The sequence below is a fragment of the Thalassotalea fonticola genome (assembly GCF_032911225.1).
Taxonomy (GTDB): domain Bacteria; phylum Pseudomonadota; class Gammaproteobacteria; order Enterobacterales; family Alteromonadaceae; genus Thalassotalea_A; species Thalassotalea_A fonticola.
On the sequence record NZ_CP136600.1, the window covers coordinates 786,599 to 811,040 of the forward strand.

Here is a 24,442-nt window from a genome sequence, read left to right on the forward strand (position 1 = left end):
TTAATTAAATGGAACGTACAATAGCGATAATTGAAAATTGAGATGTAAATATAAATGACTAAACAAACAATTAATTCATACGGTTCAATCAGCAAACTTTTACATTGGTTAAGTGCACTAACCATTATAGGGTTATTTGCTTTAGGATTTTGGATGGTTGAACTTACTTATTACAGCAGTTGGTATAAAACTGCGCCGCATTGGCATAAAAGTATTGGTATTATATTGCTATTTGCTACAGCGATAAGAATGGTTTACAAAGTAAAACAACCAAAAGTTTTAGCTATTGCGAATCATTCAAAGCTAGTAAAAAAAGCTTCATCATTGACTCATAAATTACTCTACTTGATGTTGATAGTATTAATGATCAGCGGCTACTTAATTTCTACAGCTGATGAAAGAGCAATAGATGTATTTAATTGGTTCTCAATACCTAGTTTAGGCGAACTGTTTAATAATCAAGAAGATATCTCTGGATTAATACATAAATATTTAGCCTATAGCTTAATAGCCTTGGTAGTTGTTCATGCCGGTGCTGCAATTAAACACCATGTTATCGATAAAGATGACACCTTAAAAAGAATGACCTCAAAATAAATTAACTTGAAACACAGAATAGGAACACGAATGAACAAATTATTAATATCTACAGCATTACTCGGTTTAGTTGCTGTTATGCCAGCAAAAGCTGCAGATTATGTTGTTGATTATCAAGGAGCGCATGCTTCTGTTAACTTTAAAGTAAAGCATTTAGGATATAGCTGGTTAACGGGCCGTTTTAACAAGTTTGAAGGCACATTTAGCTATGATGAAAGCAATATTGCTGCGTCAAAAGTAACCATTAAAATTGATACCGCATCAGTTGATTCTAACCATGCAGAGCGTGATAAACATTTAAAATCGGGTGATTTTTTAGATGTAAGTAAATTTTCTACTGCCACGTTTGAAAGTACGAAAGTTGCAGATAAGGGTAATGGCAAGTTGGCAATTACCGGTAACTTTACTCTACAGGGTATAACCAAAGAGCTTGTTATCGATACAGTAAAAATTGGTGAAGGGGACGACCCATGGGGTGGTTACCGTTTAGGGTTTAGTGGCACAACGTCGATCAAAATGAGTGATTTTGGTTATAAGTCAGATTTTGGTGAGATCTTATTTGACTTACACATTGAAGGCGTACGCCAGTAAAATTAATGAGGGTCAGAGTCAAGTTATTCACTAATAGAAAAACTTGACTCTGACCCTACTTTTAGCCTTTAAGCCACTGCCAAATTAACCCTAAAGTTTCATACCAACTTGTCGTACTTTTATTTAATTGGTTCGGGTCAGGAAAGTAGGTTTGCCAACGTTTATTGCCACTAAAATCTTTTACAAAAAATCCAGTAGGTGCGGCAATTGGCTTCACACCTTGATTTTCAAAGTAAGCCATAGAGCGGGGCATATGGTTGGCATTAGTGATTAATGCAAAGTTTTTATCAATTAATAAAGGCGAAATGTAAAGCGCTTCATCTTCAGTATCTTTAGGACGAGTTTCGGTGATGATATTATTGCTATCAAACCCTAGCTCTATTGCGGCTTGTTTAACTTTTTCCGCGTTTGAGCTAACATCATAAATAGCTGCACCTGAGGTGATAATAATAGCTTCAGGGTGTAAATTTGCAATTCGTAAGCCTTCTGTTAGACGTTGTAAAGAGCAAATATTTAATTCTTGTGTTGCGGCAAGACTTGCATCACTTGTATGACTACAGCCTAATATAACGATATAATCGAGCTTCTCCGCTATAGGACTGTAAACTGGGAATTGTTGTTCTAAATTTACAATCAACCGATTTGCAACCGGCATAGCAGAAAGCAATAGTAAGGCAAGTGTTGCTATACTGAGCAAACCTTTGGCTAGCACCGGTCGGTGTTTCAATAAAAACAAACCAATAAACAAGGTAACAATTATTATTGGTAGCGGCATAAGTAGTTCGCCAATAAGCTTTTTTAAGGTAAATAAATCCACAACAGCATCCCTTTGAAATATACTCGCACTATATCTAATCAACTCAATCAATTCCAATAAAGTGTTAGTTTTACCGATTTTTTTGTAAAAAGTAATTTAACATTAAATAAATAGACGTTTTATAAATATCGCAGTTGATTTTGTTGTTTAATTACTGTTTAATAGCGCCGTTGATTTAGAGTTATTGCTCAAAACCTAACTTTAAACAACACCAGAAGAGGTTGCATTAGCCAGGTAAATAATCTTAGGAACCACATTCCAACGACGATTATTGAGGGGGACTAATGCCGAGAATGCTTATTTTAGTGGTAAATAACATTCGGTCATATAGGTTGAATCCTTGTGACTGTCACCAAAGTGGTGGAGGGCTTCTGGCTGAAAAATTCAAGATTTCAAATCTTTTTCTTATCAGTCATGCTCTTCCTTATATTTTTTTGTAATGTTAAATTAGCCATTACAAGTTAGGGAGAATATCCAATGTCAAATATCGCGTTAAACGTTGCCAAGTTCGGTGGAACAAGTGTTGCTGATCACGAGGCTATGCTTCGCTGTGCCCAAATTATAAAATCTCAACCCGAAACCCGCGTTGTGGTCGTGTCTGCAAGTGCCGGCGTTACCAATCATTTGGTAACGTTATCGCAAAAGGTGTTAACCAGCGAAGAGCGAAGCACGATTATTGAAGATATCCGCGTAATTCAATATAACATTACCCAGCATTTATCAGCTGAAGCTAATTTAAATAATCAAATAGATGAAGTACTTAAATCTCTAACTGAATTAGCTAAACAGCAAGACACACTGCAAACAGCGAAAACTGGTGATGCTATTTTGGCTTGTGGTGAGCGTATGAGCTCTATCGTATTTGCCGAGGTATTACGCAGTATTAATGTTGCAGGTGTTGCCTTTGATGTTCGCGATGTGATGCAAACCAATAGTTTGTACGGCAAAGCCGTGGTTGATATTGAAGCACTAGCAACTAACTGTGCACAGAGTTTAACACCTTTACTTACAAAGCAAGTGATTGTCACTCAAGGCTTTATTGGCAAAGATGGTTTAGGAAATACAACGACTTTAGGCCGTGGTGGTTCAGACTATTCAGCCGCATTAATTGCAGAAGCTATTGGCGCAACAGGCTTGTCTATATGGACGGATGTGGTCGGCATATTTACTACCGATCCTCGTATTGCCAGTTCAGCTCGAGCTATTCCTGAAATTAGTTTTGGCGAAGCGGCAGAAATGGCAACTTTCGGCGCTAAAATATTACACCCTGCAACCCTTATTCCTGCAATGCGCAGCTCCATCCCGGTTTTTGTTGGGTCAAGTCGGGAGCCTGAAGCGGGAGGCACGCAAATTATGCAAGAAGTAGCATCTAAACCGACATATCGTTCAATTGCACTTCGCCGTGAACAAACACTGGTAACAGTAAAAAGCCCGGCGATGTTACATGCAAGTGGTTTCTTGGCACAGGTGTTTGGCATTTTAGCGAAACATGAACTGAGTGTTGATTTAATTACCACCTCTGAAATCTCAGTTGCACTTACCTTTGATAACCCTACAGGGTCAACACAAGCATTGATTAATCAAGCTGTTGTTGAAGAGTTAGAACAACTTTGTGAAGTTACTGTCGAGCATGAGTTATGTTTAATCGCTATTGTGGGTAATGGTTTAGATGCATCGAGTGGTCTAGGCAGCAGTATCTTCAATAATATCGAAGATATAAATATACGCATGATTTGTCATGGCGCAAGTTCGAATAATTTATGTTTCTTAGTGAATGAAGCTGACGGCAATAATGTAGTCGAGACGCTGCATGATAAGTTATTTGTATAAGTTCGTGAAACGAGAAACGATATTTTCGATGAGAGTTCAGTTTAAAACCTAATTGCAGAAGTTAAGTCGTCCATGAATTTAAAAAGCCAATATCTATCGATATTGGCTTTTTTATTTTTAATATAAATTGCTTTGGTTATTTGATTGGGTAAACATATTTAAGCCAGGCCATCATTCTAAGTAAAATTTTACGTACCATAGACACGTGTAGGATGTCGTGTTTATGATTGATCACTACTGCTTGTCCTTGTACGCCTAATGGCAGGTTATAGTCGGATAAATCTTCATCAAGTTCAATGATGCCAATAACAAAGCCACCTTTACTGATCACACTGGCCGGTATTAGCGTGCCAAACGCTTGAATTTGACCTTCTGCCATCGCCGGTAATATTGAAACGAACTTACCTGTAAACACTTTACCTGGCACAGCATCGAGAATGACTTCAGCGGCTAAGCCATCTTCTAAACGGCGCAAAGAGTTTTGAAAGAACAATGCGGCTATCTTACGCTTTTCTGTTGGAATAAAACTCATTACCGGAGCTAGCGGTAAAGATGTCGCTCGTGTACCGGGCCTAATGCCTACTTGAGTCGGCATACCATCAACGGGTGCTTTTATAAACGTTCGATCATAATCTAATTGCGCTTTATCTCTAACTGCTTGAAGCTGTGCTACTTGTGTATTTTCACCAAGAATTTTGGATTCAGTTACCAAGCGTAAACGACGTTCTTCAGATTTAGCTGTGGTTAATGTCGCTTCTGCAGATAAGTAGAAATTAAGTTTATTATCTAGTTCTTGTTGTGTAAAAGGTGAATTCACGCCTGCTTTTTCATGGCCATCTTTAACCCTGTCATAACTAGCTTTAGTTCTATCTCTTTCAGCTTGTGCTTTTTTAACTTGTGAAATAGCGGCAACAAGTGATTCATCTTTTTGTAAAACCGCATTTTTCGATTCTGCCAGGGCTGCTTCAGCTTGCTTTAAAGCTATCGTCTGTTGAGTATTTTCAAGGGTGAATAACACCGTGCCTTTTTTTACTTCAACATTAGGTACTACTTCTACCGTAGCCACGGTTCCGGTAACTTGCGGAACAATAGGAATGGTGACAAATATCTCTTTCGCATATTTAGCATAAGGATGGTTGTAATTCATTATTAATAACAGCGCAGAGAGAATGGCTATCCCGCCTAGAACAGCCGTTGGTACTGTCCATTTATTAAGCGGCAATTTAAATATTTTGAATATGGCAATACAAATAGCGGTATAGGTTAAGATGATAATTAAGTCCATTTTAGCCTTCCTTATTTATTTGTTGTTTTAGATTAGAAACTTCTTCTTTTAATGAGGAAAGTTGTTTGCTTAAATTATCAATGTCATCTGAAGAATCAACATTTTTCACATGTAATTGGGTTTTATTTAAGCTTGCCCAAATCCATAAAAATGGCCAAATTGCGCCTAATGTAAACAAGCTTATCCAACCAGCTACGTGAATGGCTTCTTTTTGCGGGTGATTGCGATGTACCGCTATTTCATAAGGAATATCATGAATAACAATAATCCCATAGAAAAGAAAGATAATGACAAAAAAGACGAGAAATAGTGCAAAGTACTCGAGCATAGGTAAGTTCCTAAATTAACTAATAATTTTATTAATTTAAGCCTAGTATGCCTGAGTAGAAATAGCCAAAAGTATTACTCAAAATTTACAAGCAGTGGCGTATATCAGTGGGTTAAATAACACTGTATTGAAGACAACAATATAAGGTTAACTTTTGAATATTAATCGTGCTGTTCAATATGAAAGCAACTCTTTTACATGGTTTTCTATTTTTTCAGGCTTATCAATGCTACCAAAACGCTTTATTACTTTACCTTCGCGATTTATTAAAAACTTGGTGAAATTCCATTTGATAGTTTTGCTACCCAATATACCTTTAGCCTGATCTGTGAGGTAGTTATATAGTGGATCAGCGTTTTCGCCATTTACCTCTATTTTGGCGAATAAATCAAAACTAATATTAAAGTTTAAATCACAAAAATCTTTTATCTCATTATCATCGCCTTGTTCTTGCTTACCAAATTGATTACAAGGAAAGGCTAAAACTTCAAAGCCCTGGTCTTGGTATTTTTTATAAAGTTCTTCGATGCCGGCGTATTGTGGGGTAAAGCCACAAGCGCTGGCGGTATTAACTATGAGTAGTACTTTATTTTGATAGTTTAATAATGGAATGATCTCGCCAACATTATTAAGCACTGAAAAATCATATAAATTTGTCATCAATTTGCCTGTATAAGTCTTTTTATTTTAGATCTATAACATTACACTAACATCATTAAGTAACTAATCGAGAATTAATATGAAAAACGTTGCCTTTATCGGGTTAGGAGTTATGGGCTATCCCATGGCTGGCCATTTGGCCAAAGCAGGTTACCAAGTTACGGTTTATAACCGCACTACGGCTAAAGCTATACAGTGGGCACACGATTTTGAAAACTCGTTTGCTAAAACGCCTAAAGAAGCCGTAGAAGGTGCCGATATAGTATTTGCTTGTGTTGGTAATGACGATGACGTTCGGCAAGTGTCTTATGGCGATGATGGTCTTTTTGCTGGCCTTAAAACGGGCGCAATCTTTGTTGATCATACTACAGCTTCTGCTGAGTTAGCCCGTGAACTAAATGATGTCGCGACAAAGCAAGGTAACTACTTTATTGATGCGCCTGTGTCTGGTGGCCAGGCAGGTGCTGAAAACGGCCAGCTTACGGTGATGTGTGGCGGTGATGAAACGATATTTTCCCAAGTTCAGTCAGTAATGGATGCCTACGCTAAGTTTAGTCAGCTGATGGGACCTGTGGGCAAAGGCCAAATTGCTAAAATGGCCAATCAAATTTGTATTGCCGGTCTTGTACAAGGGTTAAGTGAAGCATTTAACTTTGCTGAAAGGGCCGGACTTGATGCTGATAAATTGGTCGAAACCATTTCTAAAGGTGCTGCTGGTTCATGGCAGATGGAAAACCGATATAAAACCATGTTCGCCGGCGAATATGACTTTGGTTTTGCTGTTGACTGGATGCGTAAAGATTTAGCTATAGCGTTTTCTGAAGCTGATAAGTATGGTGCTGAATTGCCTGTGACCAAAATGGTTGATGGTTTTTATGAGCAAGTGCAACAGCAGGGTGGTAGTAGGTATGACACATCTAGCTTAATTTCATTGCTTAAAGATAAATAAGCTTATTTATTTCACCCTTTAAAACAACAAAGCCACTTAATAAAAGTGGCTTTGATTTTAAAAAGTCATTACTTATAACTCTACTTGGTAAAACTTAGCTCATTATTACCTTTTTCTACCGATAGTAACTGTAAATTAGTAAAAACCATATCGTTTGGTGCATCTGGTATATCATCTGAACAGGTTAACGCTAAAGTATGATCACCTGCCGCCACAAAACCAATTTCATAACTACCGTCAGATTGAACCTCGGTTTTTACTTGCGTCGATGCTAAAGGCTCTATGCCTTCACCTATGTACAAACCTTGTTCGTTATAATGCATATCACCTAATAGAGCCGCATCTGATTCACTCCCTGTGTATAAGTAGACAAATGTAGGAGTTAAAATTCCGCCTTCATCTTTACATAAAAGAGATTCAGCTACAGTGCCTGCAATGTGCCCGGCTTCGTTGTTATCAATTAAACGAACACCATTGGGTTTTAAGTGCCAAGCAGCACCTTCTTTATTTGGAATGTTCATACTTTTACGTAAATCAAACTCAAGAGTGAAGTTCGCATCGCCACCTTGAGTAACGGTGAATTTACTAAATTTCAGTTCTTGTGACGGAACTTCAATAAGTACTTTTTCATCTATACCATCACCATCTTCATCGGTCATTACATATGAACCACTATAATCAGGTACAGCAACACGCATTTGGTATTCACCTGGTTCAATATCAATAGTTTCGGATATTTCAATTGAAGTAGAGCCTTGTGCATCAAGAAGATTAATAGCAAGGTTTTCTGTAATTGGCATTTCATCTTGGTCTAAGCATTCATCTAAACCAACATCATTTGGTTTTAATGGTAAAACTGTTTCTACCCCTTCATTTTTTAGTGTTATTTCACTGAAACACACAACAACTTTAGAGGCATTATCAACAGGAGCATCTGACACACTTAAATTAAAAGCAACAGGGTCATTGTTTGATGAGTCATCATCACAGGCGATTAGAAAGAAAGAAGAAGATATTATTAGTGCTAAAGCTGATTTATTAAATTTATTCAAAATGATGATTCCTGTTTATGTAATGAACATTCATAACTGACATAATGATACATGGTTTGTAAAAATAAGTTGATAAAGGTTTGTGGGGTTACTGTTATAAATCGTAATAACGCCTAAAAATTAGGCGCCTATGTTGTTAATAAGTTTATGTGGTGTTAATTGTTAACCCTGCACGTAGTCATACAATGCTTTTAACACCGACATTTTCTGTTTGTCTTCCTCATACTGATGAGCAAAATTTTCAATTTCAATCATATATTCATCAATTGTTAAGCCATTAGCATTACTGGTTAGTTTGTCTTGGCAGTATTGTTGCCATTTCTGTTGTTCTTCTACTGACAAGGTCATTGGATAGTTTCGCGCTCTGTATCTAAACAGTAGAGTATCTAATCTCGGATCGCTAAAATTAAATGGGTAGGTAGCAAGTTGCTCAGGTGGTAACTTTTTCAGCATATCCATTTTATCTTTATCTGCATAACTAAAGAAACCGCCGCTATACAATGCATGCTCAGCATCATCTTTAGACTCGCCGTAATCTTTGCTAAATACCAATGCTAACTTATCTTTAACCGCTTCTGCATTTTCTTTTAAAATTTTCCAATTTTTTAAGCATTGCTCACGATCTATACCAATTAGCGCTGCTCGTTCTGGTGTTAGTGTTTTAGCCGGCGCTACAATAGGGCACTTGTTAATGTGCACTTGTTTAACCGGAATTGGTAATTGACCTAATTCTTTTAGTTCATCATGCCGAGTATATAAACGCTCTTTTATGGTGTCACTATCAAGTTCTAATATCGGCGAAATATCTTTTGATAAATCAATACAGCTGATGGCATTTTTATTCGTCGGATCGACATCCATTGGCATATACCAACTGGTATTACGTTGCTCGGGACTAATTTTTGATGAGGTGTGTAAAAATGGCGTCATCTCAAATAAATTGATATGTTTGGTTACTTCCTGTTTGCTGCGAATGTTAAACACAAAATTGTATAGTTTAGGTTGTTTTTCTTTGATTAATTTAGCTAAGGCAATTGTTGCATAAACATCACTCATAGCATCATGAGCCGCTTCATGACTAATACCATTTTCAGCAGTTAATAGCTCTAACCTGAAGCTTACGCGGCCTTCATCATTAACTGGCCAATTAATACCTTCAGGAGCTAATGCATAGCACAAACGCGCCATATCAATAATATCCCAACGGCTATTACCATTTTTATATTCACGCTCGTAAGGATCATAAAAGTTACGGTAAAATAAATATCGACTTACTTCATCATCAAAGCGCACTGAGTTATAACCCGCAACACAAGTATTTGGTACTGAAAATAAACTGTGAATGCGTGCCGCAAATTCAGCTTCAGTTAGCCCTTCACGTTGAGTTTTTTGTGGGGTAATCCCCGTAACTAATGCCGCGCCTGGATTTGGTAAGTAATCAACGGCTGGCTGACAGTAAAACATTTCAGGCTCGCCAATAATGTTTAAATCAAGGTCTGTTCTAATGCCTGCAAACTGTGAAGGTTTATCAAGTTTTGGAGATACACCCCAAGTTTCATAATCGTGCCAGAAGATACTTGCGGTTTCGTTATTATTCATCTGAGTCCGTATTTGTTTTTTTTATCGAAAATCAACGCTTAATTATCGCTTTAGATGCAAAGGTAAGCAACAAAGAATTAAGTTTGATCGAAACTCTGGTATAAAATTAACTTAAGCAAGAATTAAAGTAAGTGAATAAAGGCTGTATCTAGATCAAGATTTAGACTGAAGATTGTCCATTAAATCAGAGCACTTATTTTTTTTACCCTGATTCACTAGATTAAGCACCCGATTAAATATCGATAGCTCCATTTTTTCCAGGGGTTGTTGCCACAGCCATAACATAGATGCCAGGGTGAAAAATATATCCGAAGAGCTCATTGTGGTGTTTAAAAAACCGATAACGATTAACAAGGTGATGGTTATTTTCATTAGTGTTCTAATACGTGCAAAGATTACTTGTTGGTCAATATCAAACCGCATTCTGGATGTGTCTGATTTTTCATCTTTTGTTAGAACATTCATGTCGAAGCCTCTGATTAATGCCTGATGTTGCCGACTGGTATTCACCGAAATTGGTTTTGTAATAGCAACCTCAAACGTTTGAGTTAAGGATAAGTCAAACATTTGAATTTGTCAAGGTAAGGAGGGGGACTTTTGTTTCTGACAGGGAGGAATTAATTTCGGTTAAAATTAATTCCGGTTGGAATGGTAAAGAACTCAATAATTTAATATTCTTTTTCCCGATATTTCTTAAGTGTCATATGCTAATGTCGCGTTGATGAATTGGCCAATCATTATTGGCAATGATTCGATAGTTATTCAAGCTAGTTGCAGCAGACTTTAAATGGATGCTTTTTATTAACTGGTGTTGCTTTTTTGCAACACTAAATATTATGATAGAACTTAGTAGAAATTAATGATTGTAAATTATTTCCTTATAAAACAAGGTTTTAATTTATTTGTTTTGCTTTTATAATTCTGGCTCCTAATTTGCTAAAGAACATTTGTCATTTACATTATAAGAACCAGGATATTTATGTTTAAACGTTTTTTAGCTAAGAATACTATCGCACTTTCAGTGAGTGCTACATTGCTTATTGCTCAGCAAACTCACGCTCAAGTTGTCGAATCCAGAGTTAACTTTTCAGCAGAGCCTGCATCACAAGCTGATATTGTTAAAGCCAAAGTCTTAATCATTGATGACATTATTTGTAGTGGCAACAAGGATACCGATTGTGAGTTTATTCTTAAAAAATATTATCAAACCATTGGAGATGTGCTTGACCCTAATGAAGTCGCCGATGCCCAGTTAAGATTAGGGACTTTATTTCAATTAACCGATACAAACGTGTATTTGGAAAAAGGTGAACAACGAGATCACGTTATCGTGGTTTTTGCAGTACAAGAAGCAAATAATATTCAATATGAAGTCAGTAGCGGTTTCCAATTTAGTGATTTTAATGAAAACGATTATGTTTATGATTGTATTGGTTATTCAGCCGATTACCAAAGGCATTATTATCAAGAATCACCAACCGGAATAACAGATACTCGGCAGATTGATTCGGAATATAAAGACTGTGACACGCAAGCCGATTTATCTTCATTTTACGTCACCAGTAAAGTCACTGATTTTAATTTTCTCGGTACAGGTAAAGAATTGTCTTTTTTCTTATCATACAATGATTTTGAAAGAGACGTAGACAGTAGGGTAAATACGCTAACCACTAATGAGTATTACTCCTCTGATAATTATACTTTTGAGCAAAGTACTGAAAGTTATAGTAATAGTCATTCACAACAGCATGATACTAAAGTGATCGGTTTGCGTTACTTTGATCCGCACTTATTCGGCTCTGCGCATTATTATCTCGATAGCTCGCTTAATTACTATAGTGTTGAAACTGATGTTGGTGCCGATCCTGATAATAATAATTTAACCGCTTTTGACATTGCTTTAGGATATCGTTTTGGTCGCCATTCCTATTTTACCCTTGCCACGTCTCAATTAATTGGTTATGAAATCCCCTCGGACGGAACCGACTACTTTAATGTACCAGACCGTTATTCTTTTAGTTATGGTTGGAATACTGAGAATGATGCGCTGTTTCCAAGCCAAGGTGAAGACTTTTCCGTTAAGGCAATTTTCAATCGTGACATTCCTGAGTCAGATTCAGATGAATTAGTGGTTTCCTACCAAAAACACACGGGCTTGAGCGCGGATAATATTATTACTTTAGGCGCGCAAACATCGTTAAAACAACAAGATGTCTTTGATAAAGATAATGCCGATAAAAGCGCGTTAGCAGAGGTGTCTTTACGATTCTCGCGTAACAATATAATCAGTAAAGTCTCAGGTGTTTACTCTCATTGGTTCATCGGCGTTAACTTAGGGGTTATTTATCAGGATGACGTGGATGTCAGCAGTTATCAAACAAGAATTAGCGAATACATCCATGAGGATAATAGTAAAACCATAACAAACGACACTACTGGCAGGCATTATTTTAGAGATAATGAAGCAAATTACTTTGCTGGCTTACAAGCGGGATATACATATCAAACTCAGAGTGTGATTTATCGCTTTACCCTGGGGTACAATCAGCAGGACTTTGATTAATGCTTTGCTGTCAGAATACATTCACCCGCTTAGTTACCTTGCTGGGGATGATTATTTTCTCCAATATGGCCTATGGTGTTGAAATAGAACATAGGGTAATGAATAACTCATTAATGGTAACGATAAGCGATATAAATTACCCACAAAATCTTATTGAAAATGAACTTACCAGTGGCTTGCCGAATAATTTCACCGTGATTTTCTCGGTTAAGAACAAGAAAGGTGTGCATTATGTGAAAAGTATTACTTATCAAATTACGTTTGATTTATGGGATGAAATTTATCTCATTAAAACGATATCCGATAATGTTAATAGTGATGTAAGAACACTCTCAAAAAAAGCAGATATTATCGATTTTATAAATAAAATTCGCTTCGAAAGTGCAGAAATCTTGACTGGCTTAACGAAAAACCAAGCATATGAAATCACCGCCCAAGTTTTAGTAAATCCGGTGAATACTCAGCGTATTGAAAAAATACGCCGCTGGATCGCCAGTAGCCAGGGCTTTAGCGAATTGTCAGAGGACAGTCAGCATAACCGTTCGCCGCGGCCAATATCAACACCATCGGCAAGCTCGTCTGCCAATGTTACCGATACCGGCATTGGTGGCTCGGCTCGACCAAGATTTCAAAAATTGTTTGATCAAATTATGGAGCAATACATGGAGTTAAAAGAAACCCCTGCATTATGGAAAAGTGATGTTGCCAGCGGCTCGATATTGTTTAAGAGCGACCTTCATGCAAACTAAACGTATCAATGCTTATTTGATTGGGGCAATATTGATGTTGTCAGTATTGCCCCTGATCGCCTCGTACTTATTATTGGATGAAGTGTTAGAAAATACCATTGCTTTGGTGGTAAAAACTGAAACCGAACAAGTGTTACAGAGCTATCAGAATGATTTAAAGCATCTGAAAAAATTAGAACCTGCATTGGCCGCTCACTATAAAGCAACATTTATGCAAGTAAGTGATGAATTATTAATTTATCAACAGCCTGAACTACTCAAAGGGGTATTACGAGATACGTATTTAACCTATTACATGATTTTATTCGTGATTGTGTTATTGCTTTCATTTACCGCTGCAGTACTGTTAAATCGTCGTGTTGCGCTTTCTTATAAAACGCTAATGGACAGTGATGTTGAAAAGGCAAAAAAACTGCAAGAGCTTAGGTATTTCGATGAGTGGCAGCAAGTCGCGGCTAAATTAGCGCACGAAATTAATAACCCATTAACGCCGATTGAAATGATGGTAAGTAATTTACAACGAATACATGGAAAAGTTGATAAGGCTAGCTTTGCGGATAGCCTTAAAGATACCGAAAGCGTAGTACAAGAAGAGGTGTATAAGCTCAAACAGATGGTTAATCATTTTAGTCAATTTGCCAAATTACCTGAGCCTGTAATTCAATCGTGTTTAATTAACGAGTATTTTAATAACTTTATCAGACAATATCAGCAAGCCTGGCCTAGCTGTGTTCTTTCGTTAACGATTGAAGATGAGTTATTGACAATGGCCATCGCCATTGATCCGTTATTGATTAATCAGAGTCTGATTAATTTAATCAATAATGCGGTGCAGGTAAATAAAAACCTAAAACAGATAAACGTTGTTATTTCAGTGACATTATTAGATAAAAAATCGCTTAGTGTGATCATTTTTAATGAAGGAAAGAGCATTACAAAGGATAAACAAGCGGTTATTTTTAATATGTATTACTCTACTCAAGACCATAAAGAAAACAAAGGCTTAGGCCTATCAATAGTGAAAAAAATATTGTTAGATCAAGGTGCTGATATTAGCTGTTTGTTAGAAGACAAGGGCGCAGCTTTTCAAATTATCTTGCCTCTGGTAAAGCAAAATCAATTAAAAATTAAAAAGACATTTTATGATGAATAAAAAAATACTTGTTGTTGATGATGAAATAAATATTTGTCGTAGCATTAAAGCTTGTCTTCAACCGGAAGGTTATACGGTCACAAGCTGTTTGCAGGCAGATAAAGCGTTTTCTTGTTTGTTGGACGAGTTTTTCGATGTGGCAATCATTGATATAAGGCTTGGCAAAAGCAGTGGCATTGAGCTGTTTAAACAAATGCTGAGCGAAAACATAGCAACACCGGTTATTTTTATTTCGGGTAATGCCTCGCTCAATGAAGCAGCACAGACGTTAAAGTTAGGGGCTTATGATTTCATTGAAAAGCCTTTTAATGTCGACAAATTATTAGTCACCATTAAAAATTGTCTGGACTTTCAAAAACTAAAAACACGGGTTTCAAATTTAGAAGGGGCTCAACAAAGTGAGCTTTTGGGTGAACACCCGCTAATGGATAAACTTCGTCTGGAGATAAGCAAGGTTGCGAAAAGTGATGTTGCAGTGTTAATTTCAGGTGAAAGCGGCACCGGCAAAGAGTTGATTGCGAAACAAGTTCATCAACAAAGCAAACGATCGGATCACGCGCTAGTTACGGTGAATTGTTCAGCAATTCCAAATGACTTGATAGATAGTGCCTTATTTGGCCATGTTAAAGGTGCATTTACCGGTGCCGATAAACATAAAAAAGGTTTTTTTGAAACAGCAGACAAAGGTACCTTATTCCTTGATGAGATTGCCGATATGCCACTCAGCTCACAATCAAGTTTATTGCGAGTGTTAGAAAGTAACGAATTACAGAAAGTGGGTTCGGATAAAATTACGAAAGTAGATGTACGCTTATTAGCGGCGAGTCATAAAGATTTAAAAGCACAAATTGAACAAGGTTTATTTCGCGAGGACTTGTTTTATCGGATCAATGTGATTCCAATAAAATCACCTTCATTACGAGAGCGCAGTAGTGATATCTCATTATTGGTTGAACATTTCATTGACATTATTTGTCAACGTAATGGCATGGCAATAAAGACAATTGATGATAACTGCAATGATATATTGAGCCAATATGCCTGGCCCGGTAATGTCAGGGAATTGCTCAATGCTGTTGAACGAATGATTATTATGGGGGGAGAGCATTTAACTCAAATCGATATTCCCGAAGAAATTCAAAACTCTAAGTTAAAACTCGCGCTTGACGATGAACAATTATCGTTAAAAGAGTTTAAGCAGTTAATGGAGCGTGAATATTTATTAAAAAAAATAGAACAATATAACGGTAATATTACAGAAGTTGCTAAATCATTAATGATTGATCGTACTCATCTTCATAAAAAGTTAACTCAACACGGTATTAAGCGCCATCAAAGTTTTGATTGATGCTCTTCAAATTTAACTACTAGAGTCACATATTTACAGTCCTTCGACTTATTTGCTGCAGAAAATTGTCAATCTATTGATAATTACTTTTTCATTAGGAATATCACCGGTCGCCATATTTTCCCTTTGTGTCGCCATATTTTATTCGCCAAATTATTCCTTCGCCATTAATTTTTGCGCTTTTCGCCATATATTTTTAATTGCATAAATGTCCTAGATTTATTTTTATCTGTTTGTTATGTTAAATCCCTTAAAAATAAGGGGCGGAGATGATTTCTATTCTTTTTGGCACGAATCTGGCTTTATCGAAAGTAGATTAATTTTAACTGGTGTGATTTATGAATCTGAATTCATTAAAAAAAATAACAATAATAAGGTCTGCGCTAAGTACCTTGCTGCTACTTTCTGTAGCAGCGTTTCTTTTTATTTCTAACAGCCCTAATTTACATAAGGGCTCTTATATCGTGCAGGGCGCGAGCAAACCAACCTTGATATCTGCCATAGAATCTGTTGGTGGTGAGGTTGTTCACAACTATTCTGTGATACAAGCGATTTCCGCTTTGTTAACAAATCAGCAAGCTGATCTGGTTCGTAATAACCATCCTATGATACGTTTGTTTTCTGATGAGAAAGTCAAACTGAGTGCACATAAGTTGCATGCTAAATCAGGTAAACAGGCTGATGAACGCAATACCTACTTTCCAACACAAGTAGGCGCAAGCCAACTGCATTCTCAAGGCATCACAGGGAATGGGATCGGGGTAGCTATTATTGATAGTGGCGCTGCAAAATTTGATGGTATAACTAAAAACAGTGTTGGCAAAAAACGTAAAATTCATCACCATAGTGTGCTTAAAGGCAGTAAAGCATCAAAAGATGAATATGGTCATGGTACACACATCACCAGTTTAATTAGTAATAGCTCAACTACCTATAACAGCAATGGTGAACAAGTAGATTCGTACAATGGTATTGCCCCTGATGTAGAGTTAACGGTAGTTAAAGCGTTTGATGCTAATGGTAGCTCAACTTATAGCGATGTTTTAAAGGCAATTGAGTACGTTGTAGAAAATCGCGAAAAGCATAACATTAAAGTATTAAACCTTTCTTTTAGTGCTAAACCACAGTCGTTTTATTGGCAAGATCCAATCAATCAAGCCTTAATGGTCGCTTGGCAAGAAGGTATCACCGTTTTTGCTTCTGCCGGCAATAGTGGTTCAGAAGCAATGTCTATTGGCGTACCAGGAAATAACCCTTACGTAATAACTATTGGTGCGACTTCAGATAATTACACTCCGTTTGATCTTTCTGATGATTTCGTTACGTCATTTTCAAGTGCAGGCCCTACAGTAGAAGGTTTTGTTAAGCCTGAACTTGTTGCTCCAGGTGGTCATATGCAAGGTTTAATGAGCCATAAATCAAAAATTTATAAAGACTACCCTGAATATGCGGATGGTAATGGTTACTTTTTATTATCGGGCACATCGCAATCAACTGCTGTGGCAAGTGGTGTTGCAGCTCTTATGCTGCAAAACGATCCTTACTTAACGCCTGATGATATTAAATGTCGCTTAATATCTTCTGCCTTAGCAGGTACGCAAGGTGAAGGTGAATTGTCTTACAGTATCTTTCAACAAGGTGCTGGCATGATTAATGCCCCATGGGCAGTTGCCAGTGACAAAGTTGGTTGCGCCAATCAAGGTATGGACATTGCCAATGAAATAAATGATTCACAACATTATGCTGGTCCGGCTCGCCGCGGTGAAGACAGTGGTGATTTTTATATCTTAGGTGTTGAAGGCTTTGAATGGGATGGCTTATATAATAAAGCTCATTTATGGCCACAAGCTCACTTATGGCCACAAGCTCATTTATGGCCACAAGCTCATTTATGGCCTCAAGCTCATTTATGGCCACAAGCTCATTTATGGCCACAAGCTCATTTATGGCCACAAGCCCACTTATGGCCGCAAGCCCACTTATGGCCGCAAGCTCACTTATGGCCGCAAGCTCACTTATGGCCGCAATCCAACTTATGGGGTGATACGGTTATTTGGGAAGATGCCCATTTATGGCCACAATCAAATTCATTTTTAGATATGGGCAGTGATATTAACTCGGTGTCATTTATTAATAAATGGATTGAACAAGAGTAATTAACGTTAAGGCGCCATATGGCGCCTTTTACTTCATGGACGAAGGAATGCCAACTTAACAGGGATGTTATTAAAGTTGGCTTACTTCATGGACGAAGGAATGCCAACTTAACAGGGATGTTATTAAAGTTGGCTTACTTCATGGATGAAGAAATGCAACTTAACAGGGATGTTATTAAAGTTGGCTTACTTCATGGACGAAGAAATGCAACTTAACAGGGATGTTATTAAAGTTGGCTCACTTCATGGATGAACAAATGCAACTTAACAGGGATGTTATTAAAGTTGGCTTACTTCATGGATGAACAAACGCAACTTAACAAGGATGTTATTAAATTGGCTCACTTCAGGAAAGAAGACAGTTTTTATACCTGAATTGTGATGACAATATAGGGTGTAAATGCTATTAATAAGAAAAATAAAATAATAATAAACTTTAGGTTGCAGTAATGACCATTAATAAGAGTCAACATAATTTGTTGTTGGCAGTATTTCTTATCCTTACCTCTTTAATTCCACTTTTCAGTGCAAAGACGATTGCATCCAATATTAGTAACCAAAATCAAATTCAGTTTACGAATTTAAATAATGTTGAAACCTTGTCTCACCCAGCTGTAAATACCATAACTCAAGATGAAATGGGATTTATCTGGTTGGGTAATCAAAATGGTTTGAATCGTTTTGATGGTATTTCTTCAACGACCTATACCCATATTCCTGGAGTATCAACTAGTCTTGCAAGTAATTGGGTAAATAAAGTCTTTGTTGATTCAGAAGGGCGGTTATGGGTGCTTGGTAATGGCGGTATCAGCTTATATTTACCTGAAATTGAAGGTTTTGAAAATTTTAAAAGTAATGATCTCAATAACGATGTTTTAGGAAATATATATAAATCAGTTGTCGAGGATGACAAAGGGCTACTTTGGTTTGGTAGTGCCGATAAAGGCATTACAATTTTTGACTTTAAAACCTCTTCTTTTAAGGCTCATGAACAACTAAAAACTGACTCTATTGCAGACCTTAATTTTGATAACAATCAAAATTTATGGGTGGCAACTGAAAAAGATGGCTTAAAAGTAAAATTAGCGGGAGACTCTAATTTTTCTACATTCAATACTAAAACTGAGATTTCAATTCCAACTGACAAGATTGAAACCATTTTTGAAGATCAAGATGATCGGGTTTGGGTTGCTACAGAAGATGCAGGAGTATTTCAATTTGAACTAAATAAAGGTGTTACCAAAACATTTTCGTTTAAAGAAAATAACCCTAACAGCATTTGCTCTAATTTTGTTCGTGATATATATCAAGACAGCAAAGGCAACCTTTGGTTTGCAACTGACAATGGACTTTGTTTATATGATGAACAAAATGATTCATTTGTTAAGCATAATCACGAAAACGCAAGATCAAACAGTTTAATTCATGACAGAGTAACTTCAGTATTTCAAGATACAGGTGGAGTGATGTGGGTAGGGACTTTTGCCGGAGTTAGTCGTTGGAATGCGGTATTAACTCCGTTTACTCATGTTAGTAAAAATTTTGGCATGGGCAAAGAGCTTTCATCAAATGTTGTTGCTGCACTTTCAGAAGATTCAATCGGTAATATTTATGTCGGCACATGGGGCGGAGGCCTCAATATCATAGAAACTGAAACTGGTAATATAACACAACTCCATGCCGACAAAACCAATCCTGTAGCGTTGCAGGATGAGCGAGTAATGAGTTTATTTATTGATGAGTCTGACAACCTTTGGCTTGGAACTTTCGGCGCGGGTTTACATTTTCGTGCTAATCAAAGTGATGAATTTAAAATTTATCAACATGATCCTGATGATCAAAACTCCATTAGTAGCAATGCCATTAGTAAAATAGTCGAACTGGATAACGGCTCAGTAATCGTTGCTACATTTGGTGGAGGGATAAACATTCTACATAAAAATGGCAACATCTCTAGAATAATGCATGATGTAAATGACGACAACTCTATATCGAGTAATAAAGTTATTGACGTAATCGTTGAAAACAAACAAAGCCTTTGGATAGCAACACGTGACGCAGGTATTAATCATTATAATTTAGCAACTGGTGACAATACTCGTTTTCAAGTTAATGATAAACAAGAAGGCTCTATCAGAACTAATTTTAATGTAGGTATGCTAAATACCGCTGACTATATCTGGGTTGCCACAGAAGACTTTGGTATCGCTCGATTAAATAAGAATGAGTATTATCAGGGGAATGTTGAATTTGAACACATAGGTATAAGCGATGGAATGCCTAGTAATGTGGCTTATGGTCTGGTTGAGGATGACCATGGTTATATTTGGGTAAGCCATACTCGAGGTTTAACTCGTATATCCTCGAATGATTTAAGTATAAACAACTTTAATAAGACTCATGGTTTACAAGAAGATGACTTTAACGCAGGAGCCTATTTCAAATCCAAAACCGGGCGAATTTATTTCGGTGGCCCAAATGGTTTCAACTCGTTTATGCCAGATAATGTTCCTATTAATAAATACAAACCGCCTTTACGGTTTACTAAATTTTCCAAAAACAACAAATCATTACCGATACACCATATGTTTCGTAATGATGGCGTGTTAGAGCTTGATTACTCAGATTCATTTTTAGATTTTAAATTTGCTGCATTAGATTATACCAAGCCAGAAAATAACAAATATCAATACATGATGGAAGGCTTGAATTCAGAGTGGATAGAAACCACCAGCAATAATATTCCATTCACCAGTTTACAACATGGTAATTATTTATTAAGGGTTAAAGGCTCTAATAATGACGGTATTTGGAGCTCAGATGAACTGTCTATAGCAATTCATGTTAACCCGCCTATTTGGCTAAGTTGGCCCGCATATTTTTGCTATTTTTTAATATTGTTTATTGCAATTTTTCTAATGTATAAACGCCAACTATACAAACGTCAGCAATTAATAGACTCGAAAGAACAATTACAAGCTGAAGTAAATTTACGTACGCAAGAATTACAAAATGCAAACAGTGCACTTGAACAAGCAATTGTCGACACTAACTCTGCAAAAGAGCTTGCTGAGAAGGCTGCAAAAGCAAAAGCAAATTTCTTAGCCACTATGAGCCATGAAATTCGAACACCGATGAATAGTATTATTGGCATGAGCGATCTCTTACTTAAAACAGGGTTAAATAGAACGCAAAACCATTATGCAGAGTCAGTGCAAAAAGCGGGTTCAATGTTATTAGAATTAATTAACGACATATTAGATTTTTCTAAAATGGAAGCTGAAAAAGTAAAATTAGATCTGCAAGTTTTTGGCTATCACCAACTCATTGAAGAAACTTGTTTTCTTTTTGCAAACAAAGCTCATGAGAAAGGTGTCGAGCTAGCGATTGATATTGAGCCAACATGTGCCAATTTAATTAAATCTGACTCGCTACGTATTAGGCAAATTATTGCAAATTTGTTAGGTAATGCCATTAAGTTTACCGAAGTTGGGTTTATTGAGCTTAATACCTACTCGGATAGCGAGTATTTATACATTGCCGTTAAAGACAGTGGTGTTGGTATTAGTAAAGCGAATCAAAGCAAAATATTTCAGTCTTTTCAGCAAGAGGACAACTCAACAACACGTAAATTTGGCGGCACAGGCTTGGGGTTAGCGATAACTAAAAAGCTGGTGCAATTAATGTCAGGTTCTATTTCTGTTGATTCTATCTCAGGAGAAGGCTCTACGTTTACGGTAAAACTTCCACTAATTAAATGTGGTAAATCTATTGAGGAAGTTAATCCGCAATTAAATGCCGAAATTATGGTTTTGGCGAATAACGATATTGTTAACAACATGACCTTAAACTTGTTAAGCCGGCTTAAACTAAAACACCAACATTTAAGTATTGAAAAACTTCAACAAACAGTAGCATCTCACAACGAACAGTTAGTTTATTTAGTAGATGAAGATTTACTGTCACAAACTGAAATATACAAACACTTAGAAACAGTGGTAAATAAAGTTGTCGTATTAAAACGCACAACATCAACACTAAGTTTATTGACACAAGCAAGACACCTTGATAAACCATTGCGTAAAATTTCAACATTGGAAGTTTTACACGACTGCATTAATGGTAAAGCTGTTGATGAACACGTTCGTAATAACCATATTGTTGATGAAGTTGATGAGTTTAAAGCTCATATTTTATTGGTAGAAGATGCAATCACTAATCAAGAAGTCGCCAAGGCAATGTTGCAATTATACGGTTGTGAAATTGATATCGCGGATAATGGTAAAATTGCCGTTGAAAAGATCAAAACAACCCAATACGATCTTATTTTTATGGATTGCCAAATGCCGGTTATGGATGGTTTCAAAGCCACGATGTTAATTCGTGAATGGCAGAGCCAGCAAAATCTAGCGTTAACACCAATAGTAGCCCTAACAGCAGGGGTTGGCTTAGGTTATGAGAGCGAATGTATTCGTGCCGGAATGAATGAGCATATATCTAAACCGTTCACCACAGACATCCTGCTAGCGGTATTAAATAAATATCTTAATGGTCTTATTGTACCAAGCGAACATGTTGCTGAAAATGATGACATAAGCGAAGTAGGATTTAGTGCAAACACAGAATTATTAATCGATTTTGCTGCGATTGAAGCGATTCGTGACATTGAAAAAATTACCGAACGAGTCATTTATTCACGAGTTTTACAAACGTTTAAAAAGGAAGTTATTGTTAAAATTTCCAGTTTAATGGTTTATTTGGAGCAGGAAGATAACGAGAACATCCGTAAAACTGCACATGCGATGAAATCTTTATGTGCCAATGTTGGTGCTAAAGAATTAACAAATATTTGTGTTTTTATTGAACATGAAGCGGCTAGAGGTAATATTTCAGAATGTCAGTTCAGTGCTGATAAAATAAATGAAACCTACCAAAGCACGATAGTTTTACTCGAAGAGTTAGCGAAGGAAGTTATATGAGTAACACAGAGTTAAACCTATATAATAAATCGAAAGTTCTTATCTGTGATGACGACCCGACATATTTAATTTTAATGCGGGATACATTGGAAGCACAAGGGTTTGAAGTTATTGAAGCCGCTGATGGCGATACCGCATTAATTAAGTATTTTACCATGCAACCCGATGTGATTTTACTCGACGTGGAAATGCCCGGGCTTAGTGGATATGAGGTTTGTCAACAAATCAGGGCGCATAAGTCAGGTAAAGATGTACCAATCCTAATGGTAACAGGAGCTGACGATTATAAATCTATATTAAAGTCATATGAAATTGGAGCTACAGATTTCTTACCTAAACCTATACGCTGGCCTATGATTGCACACCGAGTACGTTACATGCTGCGCAGTAGGGACGCACTTAGGGAGTTAAAAGACTCTCAACAAAAGCTTAAATATTTAGCTTATTATGACAGCTTAACAGGCTTAGCTAACCGCGAAAGTTTTAACCAACATTTAGAAAAATTTTTATTATTGGCCGAGCGTAGTAATCATCATGTTGGTGTGTTGTTTATTGATTTAGATCGTTTTAAACGAATTAACGACACCCTAGGCCATGGTTTTGGAGATCGAGTTTTACAAAAGGTTGCTAAGGTATTAGAAAGTAACCTAAGAAATTCAGACTTATTAGCCAGAGGCTCTGATGAAATATTAACTTCAGAGGTTGCCCGTCTTGGTGGTGATGAATTTACGGTATTTTTAAGTCAAGTTGATTATATTGATGATATTGCTCAAGTTGCGCAAAGAATTATTCAATCTCTGTCCAAACCGATAAAAATTGATCAATTTGAAGTAACAGTAACCCCAAGTATCGGTATATCAGTTTATCCAGAGGATGGATTGAACGTAACTAATTTGATGAAAAATGCCGATGTTGCCATGTATCATGCCAAAGACCAAGGTCGATGCTGCTTTAAGTTTTATTCAGACTCTTTAAATTGTCGAGCCAGAGAGCGGTTAGAGCTAGAGCAAGAGTTACGAAAAGCGATAGAAAATAACGAATTTGCATTACATTACCAACCTCAAATTGATGTATCTGCAGATAAAATAGTTAGTGTTGAAGCCTTAATAAGGTGGCATAACCCTAAACATGGCTTTGTTTCGCCAGCAGAATTTATCCCTATTGCGGAAGAAACCGGCCTGATCATAGAAATTGGTGAATGGGTACTTAAAAAGGCCTGCCAGCAAGCTAAATTTTGGTTAGATGAATATGGCAGCGAATATAGAGTGTCGGTTAATTTATCTTCAGTACAATTCAAGCGAGGTTCCTTAGTTGGATATATCCAAAAAGTTCTTAAAGAAACTGGATTGCCAGCTAATTTATTAGAGCTTGAACTTACTGAAAGTGCCATTATGACTGATGTAGAAGAAAATATTATTCGTCTACAGCAAATAAAAGAATTAGGTGTAGGTATTGCCATTGATGATTTTGGTACCGGTTACTCATCACTAAGTTACCTAAAAAAATTCCCTATAAATACGTTAAAAATAGATCGTTCTTTTATCACTGACATTGCTACGAGTGCAGATGATGCCGCCATAGTAAAAGCGATTATCGCCTTAGCAGAAACATTAAACTTAGCTGTTATAGCTGAAGGTGTTGAAACAACAGGGCAGTTGCAAATTTTGCGAGGGTTCAATTGTTCTTTAATACAGGGGTATTTATTTAGCAAACCTTTAAATGCCAATGACCTTGAAGCACTACTTATTAATGAAAGTCACTTAGTCACTTACTAAGGGTAAGCGAT

General features: G+C 36.8%; 18 protein-coding genes and 1 riboswitch. Of the genes, 11 read left to right on the forward strand and 7 right to left on the reverse strand.

Annotation, left to right across the window (positions count from 1 at the left end):
* Positions 1-54 precede the first annotated feature (54 nt).
* Positions 55-597, forward strand: coding sequence for a cytochrome b (locus RI844_RS03215; RefSeq protein ID WP_348397033.1), 543 nt, complete (start codon positions 55-57; stop codon positions 595-597).
* Positions 598-627: 30 nt separating this feature from the next.
* Complete coding sequence (locus tag RI844_RS03220) at positions 628-1,188, forward strand: YceI family protein (protein WP_348397034.1); 561 nt, start codon at positions 628-630, stop codon at positions 1,186-1,188.
* Between the two features lie 61 nt (positions 1,189-1,249).
* On the opposite strand, the gene elyC is transcribed toward RI844_RS03220, so the two are convergent.
* Positions 1,250-2,005 carry an envelope biogenesis factor ElyC gene (gene elyC, locus RI844_RS03225; RefSeq protein ID WP_348397035.1) on the reverse strand — a complete coding sequence of 252 codons (756 nt, stop codon included), beginning with the start codon at positions 2,003-2,005 and terminating at the stop codon, positions 1,250-1,252.
* A 207-nt stretch (positions 2,006-2,212) separates the two neighbouring features.
* A riboswitch (Lysine riboswitch) is annotated at positions 2,213-2,384 on the forward strand.
* A gap of 98 nt (positions 2,385-2,482) precedes the next feature.
* On the opposite strand from elyC, the gene lysC reads away from it, so the two are divergent.
* Positions 2,483-3,835, forward strand: coding sequence for a lysine-sensitive aspartokinase 3 (lysC, locus tag RI844_RS03230; protein WP_348397036.1), 1,353 nt, complete (start codon positions 2,483-2,485; stop codon positions 3,833-3,835).
* 136 nt (positions 3,836-3,971) lie between these two features.
* Here the strand turns inward: lysC and RI844_RS03235 are convergent, their stop codons facing one another.
* The 3 genes from RI844_RS03235 to RI844_RS03245 all read right to left on the reverse strand — a co-directional run bounded on the left by RI844_RS03235 (position 3,972) and on the right by RI844_RS03245 (position 6,108).
* Positions 3,972-5,120, reverse strand: a complete 1,149-nt coding sequence (locus RI844_RS03235; protein WP_348397037.1) for an HlyD family secretion protein — start codon at positions 5,118-5,120, stop codon at positions 3,972-3,974.
* A 1-nt stretch (position 5,121) separates the two neighbouring features.
* On the reverse strand, positions 5,122-5,448 hold the full coding sequence (locus RI844_RS03240) for a DUF3302 domain-containing protein (protein ID WP_348397038.1): 327 nt from the start codon (positions 5,446-5,448) through the stop codon (positions 5,122-5,124).
* A 174-nt stretch (positions 5,449-5,622) separates the two neighbouring features.
* Complete coding sequence (locus tag RI844_RS03245) at positions 5,623-6,108, reverse strand: glutathione peroxidase (protein WP_348397039.1); 486 nt, start codon at positions 6,106-6,108, stop codon at positions 5,623-5,625.
* Between the two features lie 79 nt (positions 6,109-6,187).
* Here RI844_RS03245 and RI844_RS03250 point away from each other — a divergent pair, with 79 nt between their 5' ends.
* Positions 6,188-7,057, forward strand: a complete 870-nt coding sequence (locus RI844_RS03250) for an NAD(P)-dependent oxidoreductase (RefSeq protein ID WP_405054455.1) — start codon at positions 6,188-6,190, stop codon at positions 7,055-7,057.
* Positions 7,058-7,137: 80 nt separating this feature from the next.
* On the opposite strand, the gene RI844_RS03255 is transcribed toward RI844_RS03250, so the two are convergent.
* The 3 genes from RI844_RS03255 to RI844_RS03265 form a co-directional block, all read right to left on the reverse strand.
* The gene (locus RI844_RS03255) at positions 7,138-8,109 is read right to left on the reverse strand and encodes a DUF4382 domain-containing protein (protein WP_348397040.1); all 972 of its coding nucleotides are present in this window, start codon (positions 8,107-8,109) and stop codon (positions 7,138-7,140) included.
* Positions 8,110-8,271: 162 nt separating this feature from the next.
* The gene (gene sbcB, locus RI844_RS03260) at positions 8,272-9,708 is read right to left on the reverse strand and encodes an exodeoxyribonuclease I (protein ID WP_348397041.1); all 1,437 of its coding nucleotides are present in this window, start codon (positions 9,706-9,708) and stop codon (positions 8,272-8,274) included.
* A gap of 153 nt (positions 9,709-9,861) precedes the next feature.
* Positions 9,862-10,275, reverse strand: coding sequence for a hypothetical protein (locus RI844_RS03265; RefSeq protein ID WP_348397042.1), 414 nt, complete (start codon positions 10,273-10,275; stop codon positions 9,862-9,864).
* A 412-nt stretch (positions 10,276-10,687) separates the two neighbouring features.
* Between RI844_RS03265 and RI844_RS03270 the strand changes: the two genes are divergently transcribed.
* The 7 genes from RI844_RS03270 to RI844_RS03300 all read left to right on the forward strand — a co-directional run bounded on the left by RI844_RS03270 (position 10,688) and on the right by RI844_RS03300 (position 24,431).
* Positions 10,688-12,271, forward strand: a complete 1,584-nt coding sequence (locus RI844_RS03270; RefSeq protein ID WP_348397043.1) for a BamA/TamA family outer membrane protein — start codon at positions 10,688-10,690, stop codon at positions 12,269-12,271.
* Complete coding sequence (locus RI844_RS03275) at positions 12,271-13,020, forward strand: hypothetical protein (RefSeq protein WP_348397044.1); 750 nt, start codon at positions 12,271-12,273, stop codon at positions 13,018-13,020. Before RI844_RS03270 ends, RI844_RS03275 begins: the two co-directional genes overlap by 1 nt.
* The gene (locus RI844_RS03280; protein ID WP_348397045.1) at positions 13,010-14,173 is read left to right on the forward strand and encodes a sensor histidine kinase; all 1,164 of its coding nucleotides are present in this window, start codon (positions 13,010-13,012) and stop codon (positions 14,171-14,173) included. The genes RI844_RS03275 and RI844_RS03280 overlap by 11 nt, the downstream gene beginning before the upstream one ends.
* Positions 14,163-15,521, forward strand: coding sequence for a sigma-54-dependent transcriptional regulator (locus tag RI844_RS03285; protein WP_348397046.1), 1,359 nt, complete (start codon positions 14,163-14,165; stop codon positions 15,519-15,521). Before RI844_RS03280 ends, RI844_RS03285 begins: the two co-directional genes overlap by 11 nt.
* Positions 15,522-15,859: 338 nt before the next feature.
* Complete coding sequence (locus RI844_RS03290; RefSeq protein WP_348397047.1) at positions 15,860-17,677, forward strand: S8 family peptidase; 1,818 nt, start codon at positions 15,860-15,862, stop codon at positions 17,675-17,677.
* 449 nt (positions 17,678-18,126) lie between these two features.
* Positions 18,127-22,656 carry a hybrid sensor histidine kinase/response regulator gene (locus tag RI844_RS03295; RefSeq protein ID WP_348397048.1) on the forward strand — a complete coding sequence of 1,510 codons (4,530 nt, stop codon included), beginning with the start codon at positions 18,127-18,129 and terminating at the stop codon, positions 22,654-22,656.
* Positions 22,653-24,431: a two-component system response regulator gene (locus RI844_RS03300; RefSeq protein ID WP_348397049.1), complete on the forward strand. Its 1,779-nt coding sequence runs from the start codon at positions 22,653-22,655 to the stop codon at positions 24,429-24,431. The genes RI844_RS03295 and RI844_RS03300 overlap by 4 nt, the downstream gene beginning before the upstream one ends.
* Positions 24,432-24,442 lie beyond the last annotated feature (11 nt).